Annotated in this window: 13 protein-coding genes; 10 read left to right on the top strand and 3 right to left on the bottom strand. The window is 70.7% G+C overall.

The window, feature by feature from the left end; genetic code table 11:
* Nucleotides 1–135 precede the first annotated feature (135 nt).
* Nucleotides 136–1,095: a GntR family transcriptional regulator gene (locus HUT18_RS14695; protein ID WP_176101106.1), complete on the top strand. Its 960-nt coding sequence runs from the start codon at nt 136–138 to the stop codon at nt 1,093–1,095.
* A gap of 194 nt (nt 1,096–1,289) precedes the next feature.
* On the top strand, nt 1,290–1,940 hold the full coding sequence (locus HUT18_RS14690; RefSeq protein WP_176101105.1) for a hypothetical protein: 651 nt from the start codon (nt 1,290–1,292) through the stop codon (nt 1,938–1,940).
* Nucleotides 1,941–1,977: 37 nt separating this feature from the next.
* Here the strand turns inward: HUT18_RS14690 and HUT18_RS14685 are convergent, their stop codons facing one another.
* A complete protein-coding gene (locus HUT18_RS14685) occupies nt 1,978–2,751 on the bottom strand; it encodes an SLATT domain-containing protein (RefSeq protein WP_176101104.1) in 774 nt (257 codons plus the stop codon).
* A 537-nt stretch (nt 2,752–3,288) separates the two neighbouring features.
* Here HUT18_RS14685 and HUT18_RS14680 point away from each other — a divergent pair.
* From HUT18_RS14680 to HUT18_RS14670, 3 genes are all read left to right on the top strand, one after another.
* A complete protein-coding gene (locus HUT18_RS14680) occupies nt 3,289–3,627 on the top strand; it encodes a YbaB/EbfC family nucleoid-associated protein (protein ID WP_176104539.1) in 339 nt (112 codons plus the stop codon).
* Nucleotides 3,628–3,747: 120 nt separating this feature from the next.
* The gene (gene recR, locus HUT18_RS14675) at nt 3,748–4,347 is read left to right on the top strand and encodes a recombination mediator RecR (protein ID WP_176101103.1); all 600 of its coding nucleotides are present in this window, start codon (nt 3,748–3,750) and stop codon (nt 4,345–4,347) included.
* Entirely contained in the window at nt 4,340–5,020 is a 681-nt protein-coding gene (locus HUT18_RS14670; protein WP_254878606.1) for a DUF5063 domain-containing protein, read from the top strand. Before recR ends, HUT18_RS14670 begins: the two co-directional genes overlap by 8 nt.
* 63 nt (nt 5,021–5,083) lie before the next feature.
* On the opposite strand, the gene HUT18_RS14665 is transcribed toward HUT18_RS14670, so the two are convergent.
* Nucleotides 5,084–5,959, bottom strand: coding sequence for a hypothetical protein (locus tag HUT18_RS14665; protein ID WP_176101102.1), 876 nt, complete (start codon nt 5,957–5,959; stop codon nt 5,084–5,086).
* 437 nt (nt 5,960–6,396) lie between these two features.
* Here HUT18_RS14665 and HUT18_RS14660 point away from each other — a divergent pair, with 437 nt between their 5' ends.
* The 5 genes from HUT18_RS14660 (at nt 6,397) to HUT18_RS14640 (ending at nt 12,718) form a co-directional block, all read left to right on the top strand.
* Nucleotides 6,397–7,137 (top strand): class I SAM-dependent methyltransferase, encoded by a 741-nt coding sequence (locus tag HUT18_RS14660; protein ID WP_217710490.1) that lies wholly within the window; start codon nt 6,397–6,399, stop codon nt 7,135–7,137.
* A 466-nt stretch (nt 7,138–7,603) separates the two neighbouring features.
* Nucleotides 7,604–8,884, top strand: coding sequence for an aspartate kinase (locus HUT18_RS14655; protein WP_176101100.1), 1,281 nt, complete (start codon nt 7,604–7,606; stop codon nt 8,882–8,884).
* A 149-nt stretch (nt 8,885–9,033) separates the two neighbouring features.
* Complete coding sequence (locus tag HUT18_RS14650) at nt 9,034–10,092, top strand: aspartate-semialdehyde dehydrogenase (RefSeq protein WP_176101099.1); 1,059 nt, start codon at nt 9,034–9,036, stop codon at nt 10,090–10,092.
* A 509-nt stretch (nt 10,093–10,601) separates the two neighbouring features.
* Complete coding sequence (locus HUT18_RS14645; protein WP_176101098.1) at nt 10,602–11,255, top strand: SigE family RNA polymerase sigma factor; 654 nt, start codon at nt 10,602–10,604, stop codon at nt 11,253–11,255.
* Between the two features lie 296 nt (nt 11,256–11,551).
* Entirely contained in the window at nt 11,552–12,718 is a 1,167-nt protein-coding gene (locus tag HUT18_RS14640) for a hypothetical protein (RefSeq protein WP_254878605.1), read from the top strand.
* Nucleotides 12,719–12,978: 260 nt separating this feature from the next.
* Here HUT18_RS14640 and HUT18_RS14635 read toward each other — a convergent pair whose 3' ends face one another.
* Complete coding sequence (locus HUT18_RS14635) at nt 12,979–13,887, bottom strand: SURF1 family protein (RefSeq protein WP_176101097.1); 909 nt, start codon at nt 13,885–13,887, stop codon at nt 12,979–12,981.
* Nucleotides 13,888–13,944: the final 57 nt, after the last annotated feature.

The following is a 13,944-nucleotide window of genomic DNA, read 5'->3' as shown; positions in this document are numbered from 1 at the left end:
CACGGACGCAAGGGACGTGTGGCCGAGCGGCGGACACCCCGCGCGCGGCGGCAGGCCGCCGATCCCGTGCCCGCCTGCCCCGCTCCACCCCGCCCACCATCCGCACGCAGCGAGTCGACCGGGAGGACGCCCGCGATGCCCGGCTCCAGTGCCGTCACCCGCAGTACTCTGCGCCAGCAGATCGCCGACGCCCTGCGCGACGAGGTGCTCTCGGGGCGGCTGGAACCGGGGCAGGAGTTCACCGTCAAGGAGATCGCCGACCAGTACGGCGTTTCCGCGACACCGGTCCGCGAGGCACTGGTCGACCTGGCCGCCCAGGGGCTGCTCGACTCCGTACAGCACCGCGGCTTCTGCGTGCACGAGTTCTCGCTCGCCGACTACCGGGGCATGATCGAGGCGCGCAGCCTGATCGCCGACGCCATCTTCGCGGGCGTCGCGGCCCGCGGCGCCGCGGGCTCAACCCCGGGTGCGACCCAGGCCTCGGGCGCAGTCCCGGCCTCGGGCGCAACCCCGGCCTCGGCCCCGGTTTCGCCCGCGTCCCCGGGTTCGACCCCGCACTCGACCTCAACCGATGAACCCGCCCGGGACGCCGATGAACCCGCTCCGGACGCCGATGGACGTGCTCCGGAAGGCGGCGGACGCGCTCCGGGATCCGATGAACCCGCCCCGGACCCCTCCGCCCGACCGGCGCGGCCGGGCCCGGGACAGGAGCCCGGCGGTGTGATCCGGGTGGAGTTGCTGGCGGCGGTGCGCAGGCGGGGGGAGGAGGCGCAGCGGGCGGCGGCGGCCGGTGACCTCAACGTACTGATCGGCTACGACCTGCGGTTCTGGCGCGAGGTCAGCTCTCTGTACGGCAATCCGTACCTTGCCGACTTCCTGGGGCGGCTGCGTCTGCAGTCCTGGGTGTGTGTGATGCCGCTGCTGCGGCGCGCGGGCGATCTGCGGGGCCGTCTGTGGTCCGGCCACACCGAACTCGCCGATGCCCTCGCCCGCCACGACGCCCATGCCGCCCACGCGATCATCACCGAGTACAACTCCCACGCGCTGGCTCTGGTCGAGGATCTCGCGAGCCGGGAGAGTGCGCGGGAGACGTAGGTCCGCGACCGGGACACCTCACCCCCGGCGGACACCGCACGGACGTCCGGGGTTGTCGCGGCATACCCCGGCTTCTCGTGGAGAAGACTGCGGGTACGGAAGCAGAACGCGAGTGCGTGCAGCGGGGGCGCCGAGTCACCGTTCGCGCATTACGCTGCCTGGACCACTGCCCGCGTGAAGCGAGGAGTTCGATTTTGGCCTGTGACCTGTGGCTGGTCCCGCTCGTGGACGTGCTGTGCCACAGCCCCGAAAACCCCTTCGCCGATGAACTGGCCCTCTACGACAGGTCGCTGGGTGAGGCCGGACTGCCGCCCGTGCCCGTCTACACGTACATGCCCGGCCTCTCCGGTGACGTCGCGCCGGTCGCCGGATTCGACTACGACGCGCTGCACTTCCTGCGCCGCGCCTACCTCCTCCAGATGTGCGGGCTCGAGGTGACACCGGTCGACGAACTCGGCGGTGACTACGAGCAGTTGCTGGAGATGTTCGAGGCCACCGCGCAGCAGTCGCACCTGGTCTGGCACTACGACCACGCCGGGTCCTACGTACCGCTCGACTTCGCCGTCCCGCTGTCCAACGACGAACTCCTGGCGGGCAGCGGCCCGCTCGGCTCCTCGCACGCGCTGTTGCGCGAACTCGAATACGTGGCCGCGTCGATCGGTATCGACCCGGCCAATCCGCCCGCCACCCCCGCCCCGCCGAGTGCGCCGACCGAGCTGGAGGAACGCGCGCCCGTACTGCCCACCGAGGAGGGGCCGTTCGCCCGTGAACGGCATGTGTGGCTCGGTCTGCACGCGGCGGCGACCCGCAGCCTGGCCCAGGGGTCGATGATCATCTTCAGTTGATCGTTCCGGTTCGGTTGATCGTTCCGGCTCCCGTTCACTACAGCGGTTCGGGCGGTCGTTGCCGGGGCATGTTGGGGCGGGCGCCGGGCGGGAGGGGGAACCTGCCCGCCGGGGCGGCGCCCTCACCGCGCGGGGTGCCCGGCAGCGAGGCCTGGAGCGACAGCGGTGCGGGCCCGGAGCGGAACTCGACCATCCAGCCCGCCGTTTCGGCCCGTACGAGTTCGGTGATGTCCTCCGAGAAACGGCGCAGCACGGTCAGACAGCGCTCGGTCGCCTCGCTGGCGGTGCCCTCGGCGGGACCGAGGACCTCGCGTACGCACTCCGAGGCCCAGTCGAACTGGAGTGCCTGGAGCCGCCGTTGGACCGCCTGGGCGGTGGCCACGTCCCTTATCCAGCCGGAGCTGAGACCGAAGTAGCGGTCGCAGACCACACAGGCCACCGCGATCAGCAGCGCCACGAACGCCCAGGGCGCCGCCCCGCTCGCGGTGTCGGTGACCGCGAGCAGGGGCAGCGCCGCCGCGGTCACGGCGGCCAGCGCGGCGCCCCCGCGCAGCAGCCGGGCGCCGCGCCGCTTCCAGATCCGGTCGGTGAGATACCAGTCGGCGGTCTGCAGGGCGCCCTGCTCGACCCAGCGGTACAGCTCGTCGAGCCGGGCCGCCGGTTCCTCCCAGTCGCCGTGCGGGAAGCGCCGTCCCCGTAGATCGTTCGTCGCTTCGTTCCTCGGTTCGTACGTTCCGGCCGGGCCCCCGCCCCCGCCCTCGTCCCGCTCCCGCTGGGGCGGCCCCTCGGGCTGTTTCTCCGGCTGGCTCACCCGGCACTCCCTCTGCGCTTCCCCTGGCGGACGTATGCGCGTTTCCTGGCGGACTTGCTCGCGGACTTCGCTGTGATCGCTGTGATCACCGAGCGGACTTCGCTGTGGTCTTCGAGATGCTGTGATCTTCGAGATGCTGTGGTCCTCGAGATGACGTTGCGCGGCGGCACGGTGGCATGGCGGAGCGAGACAGGAGGTGCGGGCACACGGGTATCCAGGGGTACACCTGTGCGACGCCGTGACCTGGCGGCTCGCGCGCAGCCCCCTTACTACCGCCCAATGGGTGGCCGTGTGCCGCCCTTCGGGGGTTTTCCGCCCGCCCGGGGGCTCTGATCAGGTATAGGAGCCCGGTACGGCTCACTCGAAAGAGTGCCGGGGCGATCGGCCCGGGGAGCACGTAGGCTCGTGCCAAGCGGACATTCCCCGCCTGCCGTATCCGCGCGCGCGGAGAGCGCGGTCACCGCGGTGGGTGGCCGTCCGGTCAGACTCGCCGCACCGGCCGGGAGCCGGTGCCCAGACAACCAGGAAGTGACGCCCGTGTTCCCCGGTGGTGGACAGCCCGACATGCAGCAGTTGCTCCAGCAGGCCCAGCGGATGCAGCAGGATCTCGCCCGCGCGCAGGAGGAACTCGCGGACACCGAGGTCAAGGGTCAGGCGGGCGGCGGCCTGGTCGAGGCGACCGTGACCGGCTCCGGCGAACTGCGTGCCCTGGCGATCGACCCGAAGGCGGTCGACCCCGAGGACACCGAGACCCTCGCCGACCTGGTCGTCGCGGCCGTGCAGGCGGCCAACGCCAACGCCCAGCAGCTCCAGCAGGAGAAGCTCGGCCCGCTCGCCCAGGGCATGGGCGGCGGCATCCCCGGCCTGCCGTTCTAGTACCGGGGAGTACCGGGGAGCCGTCCGCGGGCCGGGCTCGGTGGGCACGGGCGTCCGCCCTTCTCACCGCCCCGGCGGCCAACTACCGTACGCAGCAGGAGACAACAGAAAGGCAGTCCGTTGTACGAAGGCGTGGTCCAGGACCTGATCGACGAACTGGGCAGGCTGCCCGGCGTGGGTCCCAAGAGCGCGCAGCGGATCGCCTTTCACATCCTTCAGGCCGAGCCCACCGATGTGCGGCGCCTCGCGAACGCGCTGATGGAGGTCAAGGCCAAGGTCCGCTTCTGCGCGGTGTGCGGCAACGTCGCGCAGGAGGAGCACTGCGGCATCTGCCGTGACGCCCGGCGCGATCCCGCCGTCATCTGTGTGGTGGAGGAGCCCAAGGACGTGGTCGCCATCGAGCGGACCCGCGAGTTCCGGGGCCGCTACCACGTACTGGGCGGTGCCATCAGCCCCATCGAGGGCGTCGGTCCCGACGACCTCAGGATCCGTGAGCTGCTCGCCCGGCTCGCCGACGGCACCGTCACCGAACTCATCCTCGCCACCGATCCCAATCTGGAGGGCGAGGCGACCGCCACCTACCTCGCCCGCATGATCAAACCGATGGGCCTCAAGGTCACCCGCCTGGCCAGCGGCCTCCCGGTGGGAGGCGATCTGGAGTACGCAGACGAGGTCACGCTGGGACGTGCCTTCGAGGGGAGAAGGTTGCTCGATGTCTGAGACGCAAACCGGAGCGAACCACGGCATGCTGCACGCCGCCGACCAGGACCCCGACGACTTCGCGGTACAGATCTCCGACCAGATCGAGAGCTTCGTGGTCGCGGTCACCGAGATCGCCAAGGGCGACGACCCCGGCTCGGCGCTGCCCTTCCTGCTGCTCGAGGTCTCGCAGCTGATGTTCGCGGGCGGCCGTCTCGGCTTCCACCAGGACATCGTTCCCGACGAGCGCTTCGAGACCGACCCGGGACCCGACCCGGACGTGGAGACCCTGCGCGAGGGCCTGGCCAGGCTCCTCGAACAGGTCGACGTCTACTCCGAGGTCTTCGACCCGTACGAGCCCCGCAAGGCCCGCGTCGCCGCCCGGATCTCCGACGACCTCGCCGACGCGGTCGCCGACCTGCGCCACGGCCTGGTCCACTACCACGCGGGCCGCACCACCGAGGCCCTGTGGTGGTGGCAGTTCTCCTACTTCTCCAACTGGGGCTCCACCGTCTCCGCGGTACTGCGCGCCCTGCAGTCCCTGCTCACCCACATCCGCCTCGGCCAGCCCCTGGACGAGCTGGACGGCCTGGACACCGACCAGGACCTCGGTGAGGACACCCTCGCGGAGGAGGCCGGGCAGGTCATGGCGGAGGAGATCGCGGGGCCGTTGGGGCTGCGGCCGGTGAAGTAGGCCACTGGGGCGGCGAGTTGGCCCGACCTTGGGGCGGCGTGTTCGCGGGTTCCGGGCGGGTGGTCAGCCGTCGTCCTTCTCGACCGGGCAGTCGGGCGGGCTGCATCTGTCCGGAGGAGTGGAGGGCCGGTACCAGTTGGGCATGTCCCGGAGCTCGGTGAAGTAGTCCGTGGCCACCTGGAAGAACCGGTACCGCACTCCGTCCTCGTCCACGCCCCAATCCCGGCCGGTGTCGTTGCGGACCGGGCTGTCGCCGTCGCCCGGCGGGCGCGGCGGGGCGGGGAGCGCGCCTGCCGTGTGGAACGGGCGACCGTCGTTGTCCAGTGTCCAGACGCGGTCCCTGCCGTCGACGCTGCCGACGACTTCGAGGACCCAGTCGTAGTCCTGTGTACGGGTGTACGAGGTCACATCGAAGACCTCGGGCTTCTGGCTCTCCACGTAGTGGAACTTCCCGTCGAAGTACCGCTTCGTGGAGATGAAGGGCTGCACGTCGTCCCAGGCGACCTCCAGTGCGGGGGACTCCGCTTCGTCCAGTTCCATCGCCGCTGCCGTGGCATTGCCGGAGCCCTGGGTCGGGCAGGTGAGCACGACCCCGGCGTGTGGTGTCGCCGAGCGGAGGACCTTGGCGCGGATGTCCTTGATCACGACTGTGCGGCCCTCCACGCCGGTGACCTCGACACGAACCGGGGTCGCCTGGAAGTCCACGGCCCCGCGCGCCACCGCGCGACCCCCGCAGCCGGTCTTCTCGCCCACTCCGTCCGGCAGTTCACGAGCGCCGCGGAACAGCACGGACCGGTCCCCGGCGTCGCGACCGTCGTAGCGCGCGGTGACCACCGGCTCCGCCGGGTCCTTCGCCGTGATCTTGTCCTGAAGCACCGCGCTGAGGAGTCCGAACGGCACCCCGATGGCCAGCCCCACCGCACCGACCACGACGCCCACGAGTACTTCTGTGCGGGCGCGGCGGGGTTGGTCGGCTGAAGGCTGCGGGGCCGGAGGTGCTTGTGCGGCTGGTGGTGTCGGCGGCGTGGGTGGCCTCGATGGTGCGGGTGGTGTCGGTGGTGTCCAGGGCGCTGGTGACTGTTCCTCGGGCATGTCGCCGTCCCCCTTGCCGCCGTGGTGGGTGCTCGCCGCCGCGTGCCGCACAGGGCCGGAGGGTCCCACAGCCCGCCCGCCGCGGGTAAGGGGCATCCCGGCCGAGTGTTGTCGCACGTGGCAGGGGGTCGTGGGGTGCCCGGTGGCGCGTAAGCGATCTTTCCCGGGTCCTGTGGCCTGTTTCCGCTTGTGGTGTATTGGGGGGTACGTCCCTCCGGACCCAACTGCCCCGTACGCTGCGGTTGTTGATCAGTTCGCCATTCCCACGCGGGGAGGAAAACGACGTGCCGGAGAATCCGACTTTCGCCTTAGAGGACGTCGACTACGAGGCCGCTTACCAGGGCAAGCCGCAGATCAAGGGGGCGAGCGGCACTCTCGGCGCCGCCTCCTGGGACCTCGGTGAGCCGCAGCCGTTCGCGGTCGAGCTCGCGCGTGCGGGGCGGGTGCGCGACGAGGTGCTCGACGCCGGGTGCGGAACGGGCGAGAACTCGCTGTTCCTCGCCAAGGAGGGATACCGCGTCACCGGCATCGACTTCGCCGCCACGGCCATCGACCGGGCCCGGCAGCTGGCCGCCGAGCGCGGCGTCGGGGCCGAGTTCGCCGTACAGGACGCGACCACCCTCACGGACGTCGCCGACGGACGCTTCACCACCGTCCTCGACAGCGCGCTCTTCCACTGCCTGACCGACGAGCAGAAGCAGGCCTACGCCGCGACCCTGCACCGGGTGACGAAGCCGGGCGCCGAACTGCACCTGTTCTGTCACGCGGACACCGCCAAGGGCTTCATGCTCCCCGGCCTGCGGACCAGCCAGGAGAACCTGCGCACCCACCTGGGCACCCACTGGGACATCCAGGACATCCGCCCCGGCCGCTACACCGTGGCACTGACAAAGGAAGCCGTCGAGCGGATCGATCCGGCCGTGTTCGTGGAACTGGGCATCGCCGTCGACCTCGACCACACCGAGTTCGACGAGCGTGGCCGGATCACCGGCGCCGTCTGGTGCCTGCACGCCGTCCGCCGCTGAGCGCGTGCCGGTCGCCGGAATGACCGACCGGCCGCCGGAGTGACCGGCCGGACGACCGGCCGACCGATTGGCTGACATACGGCCCCGGCCCCAGCGTGTCGCGGCGCGCGGGTTGGGGCCGTGCGTGCGTGCCGTCCCGCGTCGCCTCGCGTCGCCGCGCGTGGCCTCACGGCGTACGTATGCCCTTGCGGCGCCCCGCGCCCGGCCCGTCCCGCGCCCCCGTGATGCGCCCCCTGCCCCGTCCCTGCGCCCGCTTTGGCTGTGAGCCGCCCCACTTTCCGGAGTGTTCGTTCCGGTTGGGGGCAGATGGGAGCTGAGCGGCCGGACGGTACAGGCTGTGGGAAGTGCGTACCACCGCAGTGATCAACTCGTGAGCGGGACATCTCGCGATATGAGATCACGGTGGCGGATTCCGGCCGCTCGATAAACTGAGCCGACCGCACAATGGATTGAGCGAGGAGCGCACGTGAGCCTTGTCGTGCAGAAGTACGGAGGCTCCTCCGTAGCCGATGCCGAGGGCATCAAGCGGGTCGCCAAGCGGATCGTCGAAGCCAAGCAGAGCGGCCACCAGGTGGTCGTCGTGGTTTCGGCGATGGGCGACACGACGGACGAGCTGATCGATCTCGCCGGACAGGTGTCGCCGATGCCTGCCGGACGGGAGTTCGACATGCTGCTGACCGCCGGAGAGCGGATCTCCATGGCCCTGCTGGCGATGGCGATCAAAAACCTGGGCCACGAAGCCCAGTCGTTCACCGGCAGCCAGGCAGGCGTCATCACCGACTCGGTCCACAACAAAGCCCGGATCATCGACGTCACGCCGGGCCGGATCAAGACCTCCGTCGACGAGGGAAACATCGCCATCGTCGCCGGATTTCAGGGCGTCTCCCAGGACAAGAAGGACATCACCACCCTGGGACGCGGCGGCTCGGACACCACGGCCGTCGCCCTTGCCGCGGCCCTGCACGCCGATGTCTGCGAGATCTACACCGACGTCGACGGTGTGTTCACCGCCGACCCGCGCGTCGTGAAGAAGGCGCGCAAGATTGACTGGATCTCGTTCGAGGACATGCTGGAGCTTGCCAGCTCCGGCTCCAAGGTGCTCCTGCACCGCTGCGTGGAATACGCGCGCCGCTACAACATCCCGATCCACGTGCGGTCCTCGTTCTCGGGACTCCAGGGCACCTGGGTCAGCAACGAACCACGCCACAACACAAAGGACGCGAAGGTGGAGCAGGCCATCATCTCCGGTGTCGCCCACGACACCTCCGAGGCGAAGATCACGGTCGTCGGCGTCCCGGACAAGCCCGGCGAGGCCGCCGCGATCTTCCGCGCCATCGCCAACGCCCAGGTCAACATCGACATGGTCGTCCAGAACGTGTCCGCCGCCACCACCGGGCTGACCGACATCTCCTTCACGCTCCCCAAGACCGAGGGCCGCAAGGCCGTCGACGCCCTGGAGAAGGCCCGTGGCGCCATCGGCTACGAGTCCCTGCGCTACGACGACCAGATCGCCAAGATCTCCCTGGTCGGCGCCGGAATGAAGACCAACCCCGGGGTCACGGCCACCTTCTTCGAGGCGCTCAGCGACGCCGGCGTGAACATCGAGCTGATCTCCACCTCGGAGATCCGCATCTCGGTCGTCACCCGCGCCGAGGACGTCAACGAAGCCGTACGCGCGGTCCACACCGCCTTCGGCCTCGACTCCGACAGCGACGAGGCCGTGGTCTACGGCGGCACCGGGCGCTGAGCCGTACGGCACGGGGCGCAAAGCCCATGGCACAGGGCGCGCGGAACGACGGGTGCGCCCGCCGCGCCCCTGTGCCAGGCTGAGTCCCTGATCCGGCCCGGCCCCCTCGGGCCCACGGCCACCCACCCCACGGCGGAGGCACTGCGCTGATGACGGACCGTCCCACGCTCGCGGTGGTGGGAGCGACCGGGGCCGTCGGCACCGTGCTGCTCCAGATCCTGTCCCAGCACGCGGACATCTGGGGCGAGATCCGACTCGTCTCCTCGCCGCGTACGGCAGGCCGCAAACTGACCGTACGCGGCGAGCAGAGCGAAGTCCTCGCCCTCACCGAAGACGTCTTCGACGACGTCGACATCGCCGTCTTCGACGTACCCGACGAGGTCGCCGCCCACTGGGCACCCCTCGCCGCCGGCAAGGGCGCCGTCGTCGTGGACAACTCCGGCGCCTTCCGCGCCGACCCCGAAGTACCGCTCGTGGTACCCGAGATCAACCCGCACGCCGCGCGCGTACGCCCGCGTGGCATCCTCGCGGGCCCCGACTGCACCACCCTGTCGATGATCGTCGCCGTCGGCGCCCTGCACGCCGAATTCGGGCTGCGCGAACTGCTCGTCTCCACCTACCAGGCCGTCTCCGACGCCGGACGCTCCGGCATCGACACCCTGCGCGCCCAGCTCGAACTCGTCGCGGGCAGCGAACTGGGCACCACCCCCGGCGACGTACGCCGCGCCGTCGGCGAACACACCGGCCCCTTCCCCGAACCCGTCGCCCTCAACGTCGTGCCCTGGGCGGGCACCCTCAGCGAGGACGGCTGGACCTCGCAGGAGATGCGGATCCGCGAGGAGTCCCGCAAAGTCCTCTCCCTGCCCACCCTTCCCGTCACCGCCACCTGCGTACGGGTCCCCGTCCTCACCACCCACTCGCTCACCGTCCACGCCCGGTTCGAGAACACCGTCACCGTCGACCGCGCCCGCGAAATCCTCGCCACCGCCCCCGGAGTCGTCCTCTTCGACAACCCCGAGGCGGGCGAATTCCCCACCCCCGCCGACGTCGTGGGCACCGACCCCACCTGGGTCGGCCGCGTACGCCGCTCCCTCGACGACCCCACCGCCCTCGAACTCTTCGTCTGCGGCGACAACCTCCGCAAGGGCGCCGCACTCAACGCCGCCCAGATCGCGGAACTGGTGGCGGAAGACCTCATCGGGAGGTGAGGCGGCGGGCGCTGGGTACCGGGTGCGGGAAGCCGAGTGCGGGAAGCCGAGTGCGGGAAGCCGGGTGCGGCAGCGGTCGTACGGCGAATGCGTGCCCCGCGCCGTCGGAACGCCCGTGGCCGGACGATGGCGCCGGAATGCCTCTGGCGGCGACCGGAATTGTTTGTAGGATCTGTGTGCGAAACGTGAGCCGCGCTCAGTGGCGCCGCTCACCCGCGTACCCGCGTCGTGCCGTACGTCATCGGTCCGAGGCGCCCGAGAATTCGCTCCCCGCACGTGCAACCGCACGCACCACGGGGAGCGTCTTTGCGGTCACCCCCCACTGGCACCAGGGGCGCACAACACATCGGCGGACGACGGGGCACAGGGGAAGAGCTGGTACCGATGACAGCAGTCCACGCACCGCGGCGGCACACGGCACCCACCGCACACGAGGCGATGCGCGCGAATGTGACCGGCGACGCAGACAACCCGTACAACCGTTGGGGCGGTGCGCGAGTCAAACAGTCGTGGCAGAGGTACTTGATTTCACAGCGGCGAGCAGCGCGGCCCTCCGACCCCGTCGGCCCCGCGTGGCCGGCGGCATGCCGGTGATCGCACCCATGCCTCAGACGACACGACCCGCCCACGTACCGGGCCAGCGCGAAGGCGCCGCCGAGGGCGCGGCCACCGGCACCACGGTCGACCACCTCACCGAGACCTACCGCGCCCACTACCGGTCCCTGCTCGGACTGGCCGCACTCCTCCTCGACGACACCGCCTCCTGCGAGGACGTCGTCCAAGAGGCGTTCATCCGCGTCCACTCCGCCCGCAAACGGGTCCGCGAGCCCGAGAAGACCCTGGCCTACCTGCGCCAGACCGTGGTCAACCTCTCCCGGTCCGCCCTGCGCCGCCGCATCCTCGGCCTGAAGCTCCTCTCCAAGCCGATGCCCGACATGGCCAGCGCGGAAGAGGGCGCGTACGACCAACTCGAACGCGACGCCCTCATCAAAGCCATGCGCGGACTCCAGCGCCGCCAGCGCGAAGTCCTCGTACTGCGCTACTTCGCCGACATGACAGAAGCCCAGGTCGCCGAGACCTTGGGCATTTCGCTCGGCTCCGTGAAGGCCTATGGTTCGCGTGGCATCGCGGCACTCCGCGTCGCGATGGAGGCACCAGCATGACTCGCAGGAAACGTGAACAGGACCCCGGGGAGCGCCCCGACCCCCGGCCCGGCACCGATGGCGCAGCCGAACGGCCGGATGGGCGCGCGGAGGGGACGGCCTCGACGGCCTCGGACAGGGACGGCCGTGAGGTCGGTATGAGTCGTGAAGACGGTCGGGAACACGATCGTGAAGACAGCGGTGCCCGTCGTGATGTCGGGATGAGTCGCGGTGACGGTACGAGTCGTGAAGACGGTACGAGTACGAGTCGCGGAGACAGCAAAGGCCGCGCAGACGGTATGAGTCGCGAAGACGGTATGAGCAAGGACGAAGGCGGTCGCGACGGGGTGGGGCACGAGCCGGAGCGCGAGCGTGAGCGTGAGCGCCGTGGTGAGGACTCGGGTTCCGGGGAGTCCGGGTCCGATGGTCTTGGCGCAGCCGGTGGCCTGGACGGATTCGGCGGGTTCGGCGGGTTCGGAGGCGCGGACGGCCCTCTCGGACTTGGCGGTTCGGGCGGGGACGAAGAGGCGCTGCGGCAGCTGCTGCAGTCCGCGGTGGGGGACATCGAGCCCCGTGAGGGTGCGCTCCAGCACCTGCGCCGCGCCGTACCCGCACGTGCGGCCCGCCGTCGGCAGGCGCTCGTGGGCGCGGTCGCGGCAGCCGTACTGATCGGCACCGCCGTCCCCGCACTCGTCCACGTATCGCGGGCGCCCGGCAGCTCCAACGAGCACACCTCCATCGCGGGCCACGGCGAGGACGCCCACGGCGGCACCAGCCAGGGCCAGAACCCGGACGGCGGCGGTACCGACCCGACCCCGACCCCCTCCGAGAGCAAGCCGCCGGGCGGCAAGGACGACGGCAAGAAGGAGGAGGGCGACACCGAGGGCCCAGGTGAGGAGAGCTCGTCGCCCGAGCCCGACGGCACCATGGCGGCCAGCGCGCCCAGCTGTGGCATCGCCGAACTCGGCAACGCCACCACGGCACTCGGCGCCCCCGACGCCTCCGGCGCGGTCTACGGCACCTTCCGCGTCGTCAACGTCTCCGGCGGCAACTGCACCGTCGACGGAGTCGGCGGCGTCACCGCCGCCGCACAGGGCGCGGCCGACCCGGCCAGGATCGGCGTCGTCGACCACACCGCCGGCGACGCCGCCACCGGCCTCCCGGACCCCTCCCTCGAAGTCGCACAGCTCGTCCTCCAGCCGGGCATGGCGTACGAGGTCAAGTTCGCCTGGGTGCCCTCCGAGGGCTGCACCACACCGGGCGGCGGCGAGCCGTCGGCCGAACCGACGCCGACCGAGACCCCGGCCACCACGGACCAGACCGGTGTCAGCCCGCAACTCGTCACCGAAGACGGCGACCCCGCCGCCTCCGGCAGCGTCACCGTCTCCCACGTCGCCGACCCGGGAGCACCGTCCACCGGCACCACCATCGAGAACGCGTGCGCGGGCACCGTCTATCGGACGGGGATTCTGGCGGGGTCTTGATCGGGGGTGGGGGCCCGCGGGGGCCCGGTCCCGGATCGTGGCGAGTGGCGAGTGGCGAGTGGCGAGTGGCGAGTCGTGTGTTGTGTGTCGTGAGTTGTGTGTTGTGACCCGGTGAAGCGGTTCGTTGCGCGGGGGCGCCAGCTGTCCGAGTGGCCGGCAGCGTGGGGAAGTGGGGTGCCCGAGAGGCTGGTTGCCGGGGAGTCGGTTGTCCGAGCGGCTAGTCGGTTGTCCGACGAGCGGTTAGCCGGTTGTCCGAGCGGCTAACCGCGCGGCGCGTGCTCGGCCGGGGCCGTGACGCTTTCTGCCGGGTCCGTGATCCTCTCGGCTGCGCCTTCGGCTTCGGTCCCCGCTTCGCCCTTGGGGCTCTTCGCGTCGGCCGCGCCGTTCTCCGTCTCCGTTTCGGAGGCGCCTTCGGGAAGCAGGCCCAGCTCCGCGTCACGCGCGAACTCGGTCTCGCGCCGGAACAGCCGGAACCACATGAAGACGACGAACCCCGCGAAGATGAACCACTCGCCGGTGTACCCGAGGTTCTGGAACGCCTTCAGATCGAGCCCCGTACCCTCCGGCTCGGCCGCCGGTACCGGCCGCATCCCCGAGTCCGCCCGCTCGAGCGTGACCCAGGCGTCGTGCACGTCGTAGGGCACCAGGTTCACCAGCGACGCCGCGCTGATCATGCCGAGCTGCCCGGACGGCAGGCCACCCGCCTTGGTCACCCCGTCCGAACTCGCGTGCTCGGACGCCTGCAACGCGCCAGTGACCTCGACCCGCCCACGGGGAGCCGCGGGTGCCTTCGCCCCATCGGCGTCACCGGGCAGCCAGCCGCGCACCACCGGCAGTGCCTTGCCGCCATCGGTACGCAGCATCGTCAGTACGTAGAAGCCGGTCCGGCCGTCGAGCTTGCGATCCGGTACGAGCAGTTGCTTCCCGTACCGCCCCTCGGCGCGCGCAAGCCTTCCCGACGTCTCCTTGTCCACCGGCAGCAGAGAGTCGAGCGGACGCGCCGCCTCCTTGGCGTTGGCCTCCGACTGTTCGGTGGCCGACCGGTGATCGTCGACACGGTCCTCGAAACGGCCGAGCTGCCACGACCCCATGAACACGCAGAACGGGATCGACAGCACGAGGAAGACGTTGATTCCCCACCAGCGGGGAGTCAGCAGGAACCGGTACACAGCACCACGGTACGGGGCGCGCCCACCAACCTTCCTCGGGGGGCTCCCCCCCGCCCC

Source organism: Streptomyces sp. NA04227, assembly GCF_013364195.1.
Lineage (GTDB): Bacteria > Actinomycetota > Actinomycetes > Streptomycetales > Streptomycetaceae > Streptomyces.
The sequence above is the reverse complement of the archived record's forward strand: the minus strand, read 5'-3'. Positions and strand labels throughout refer to the sequence as shown.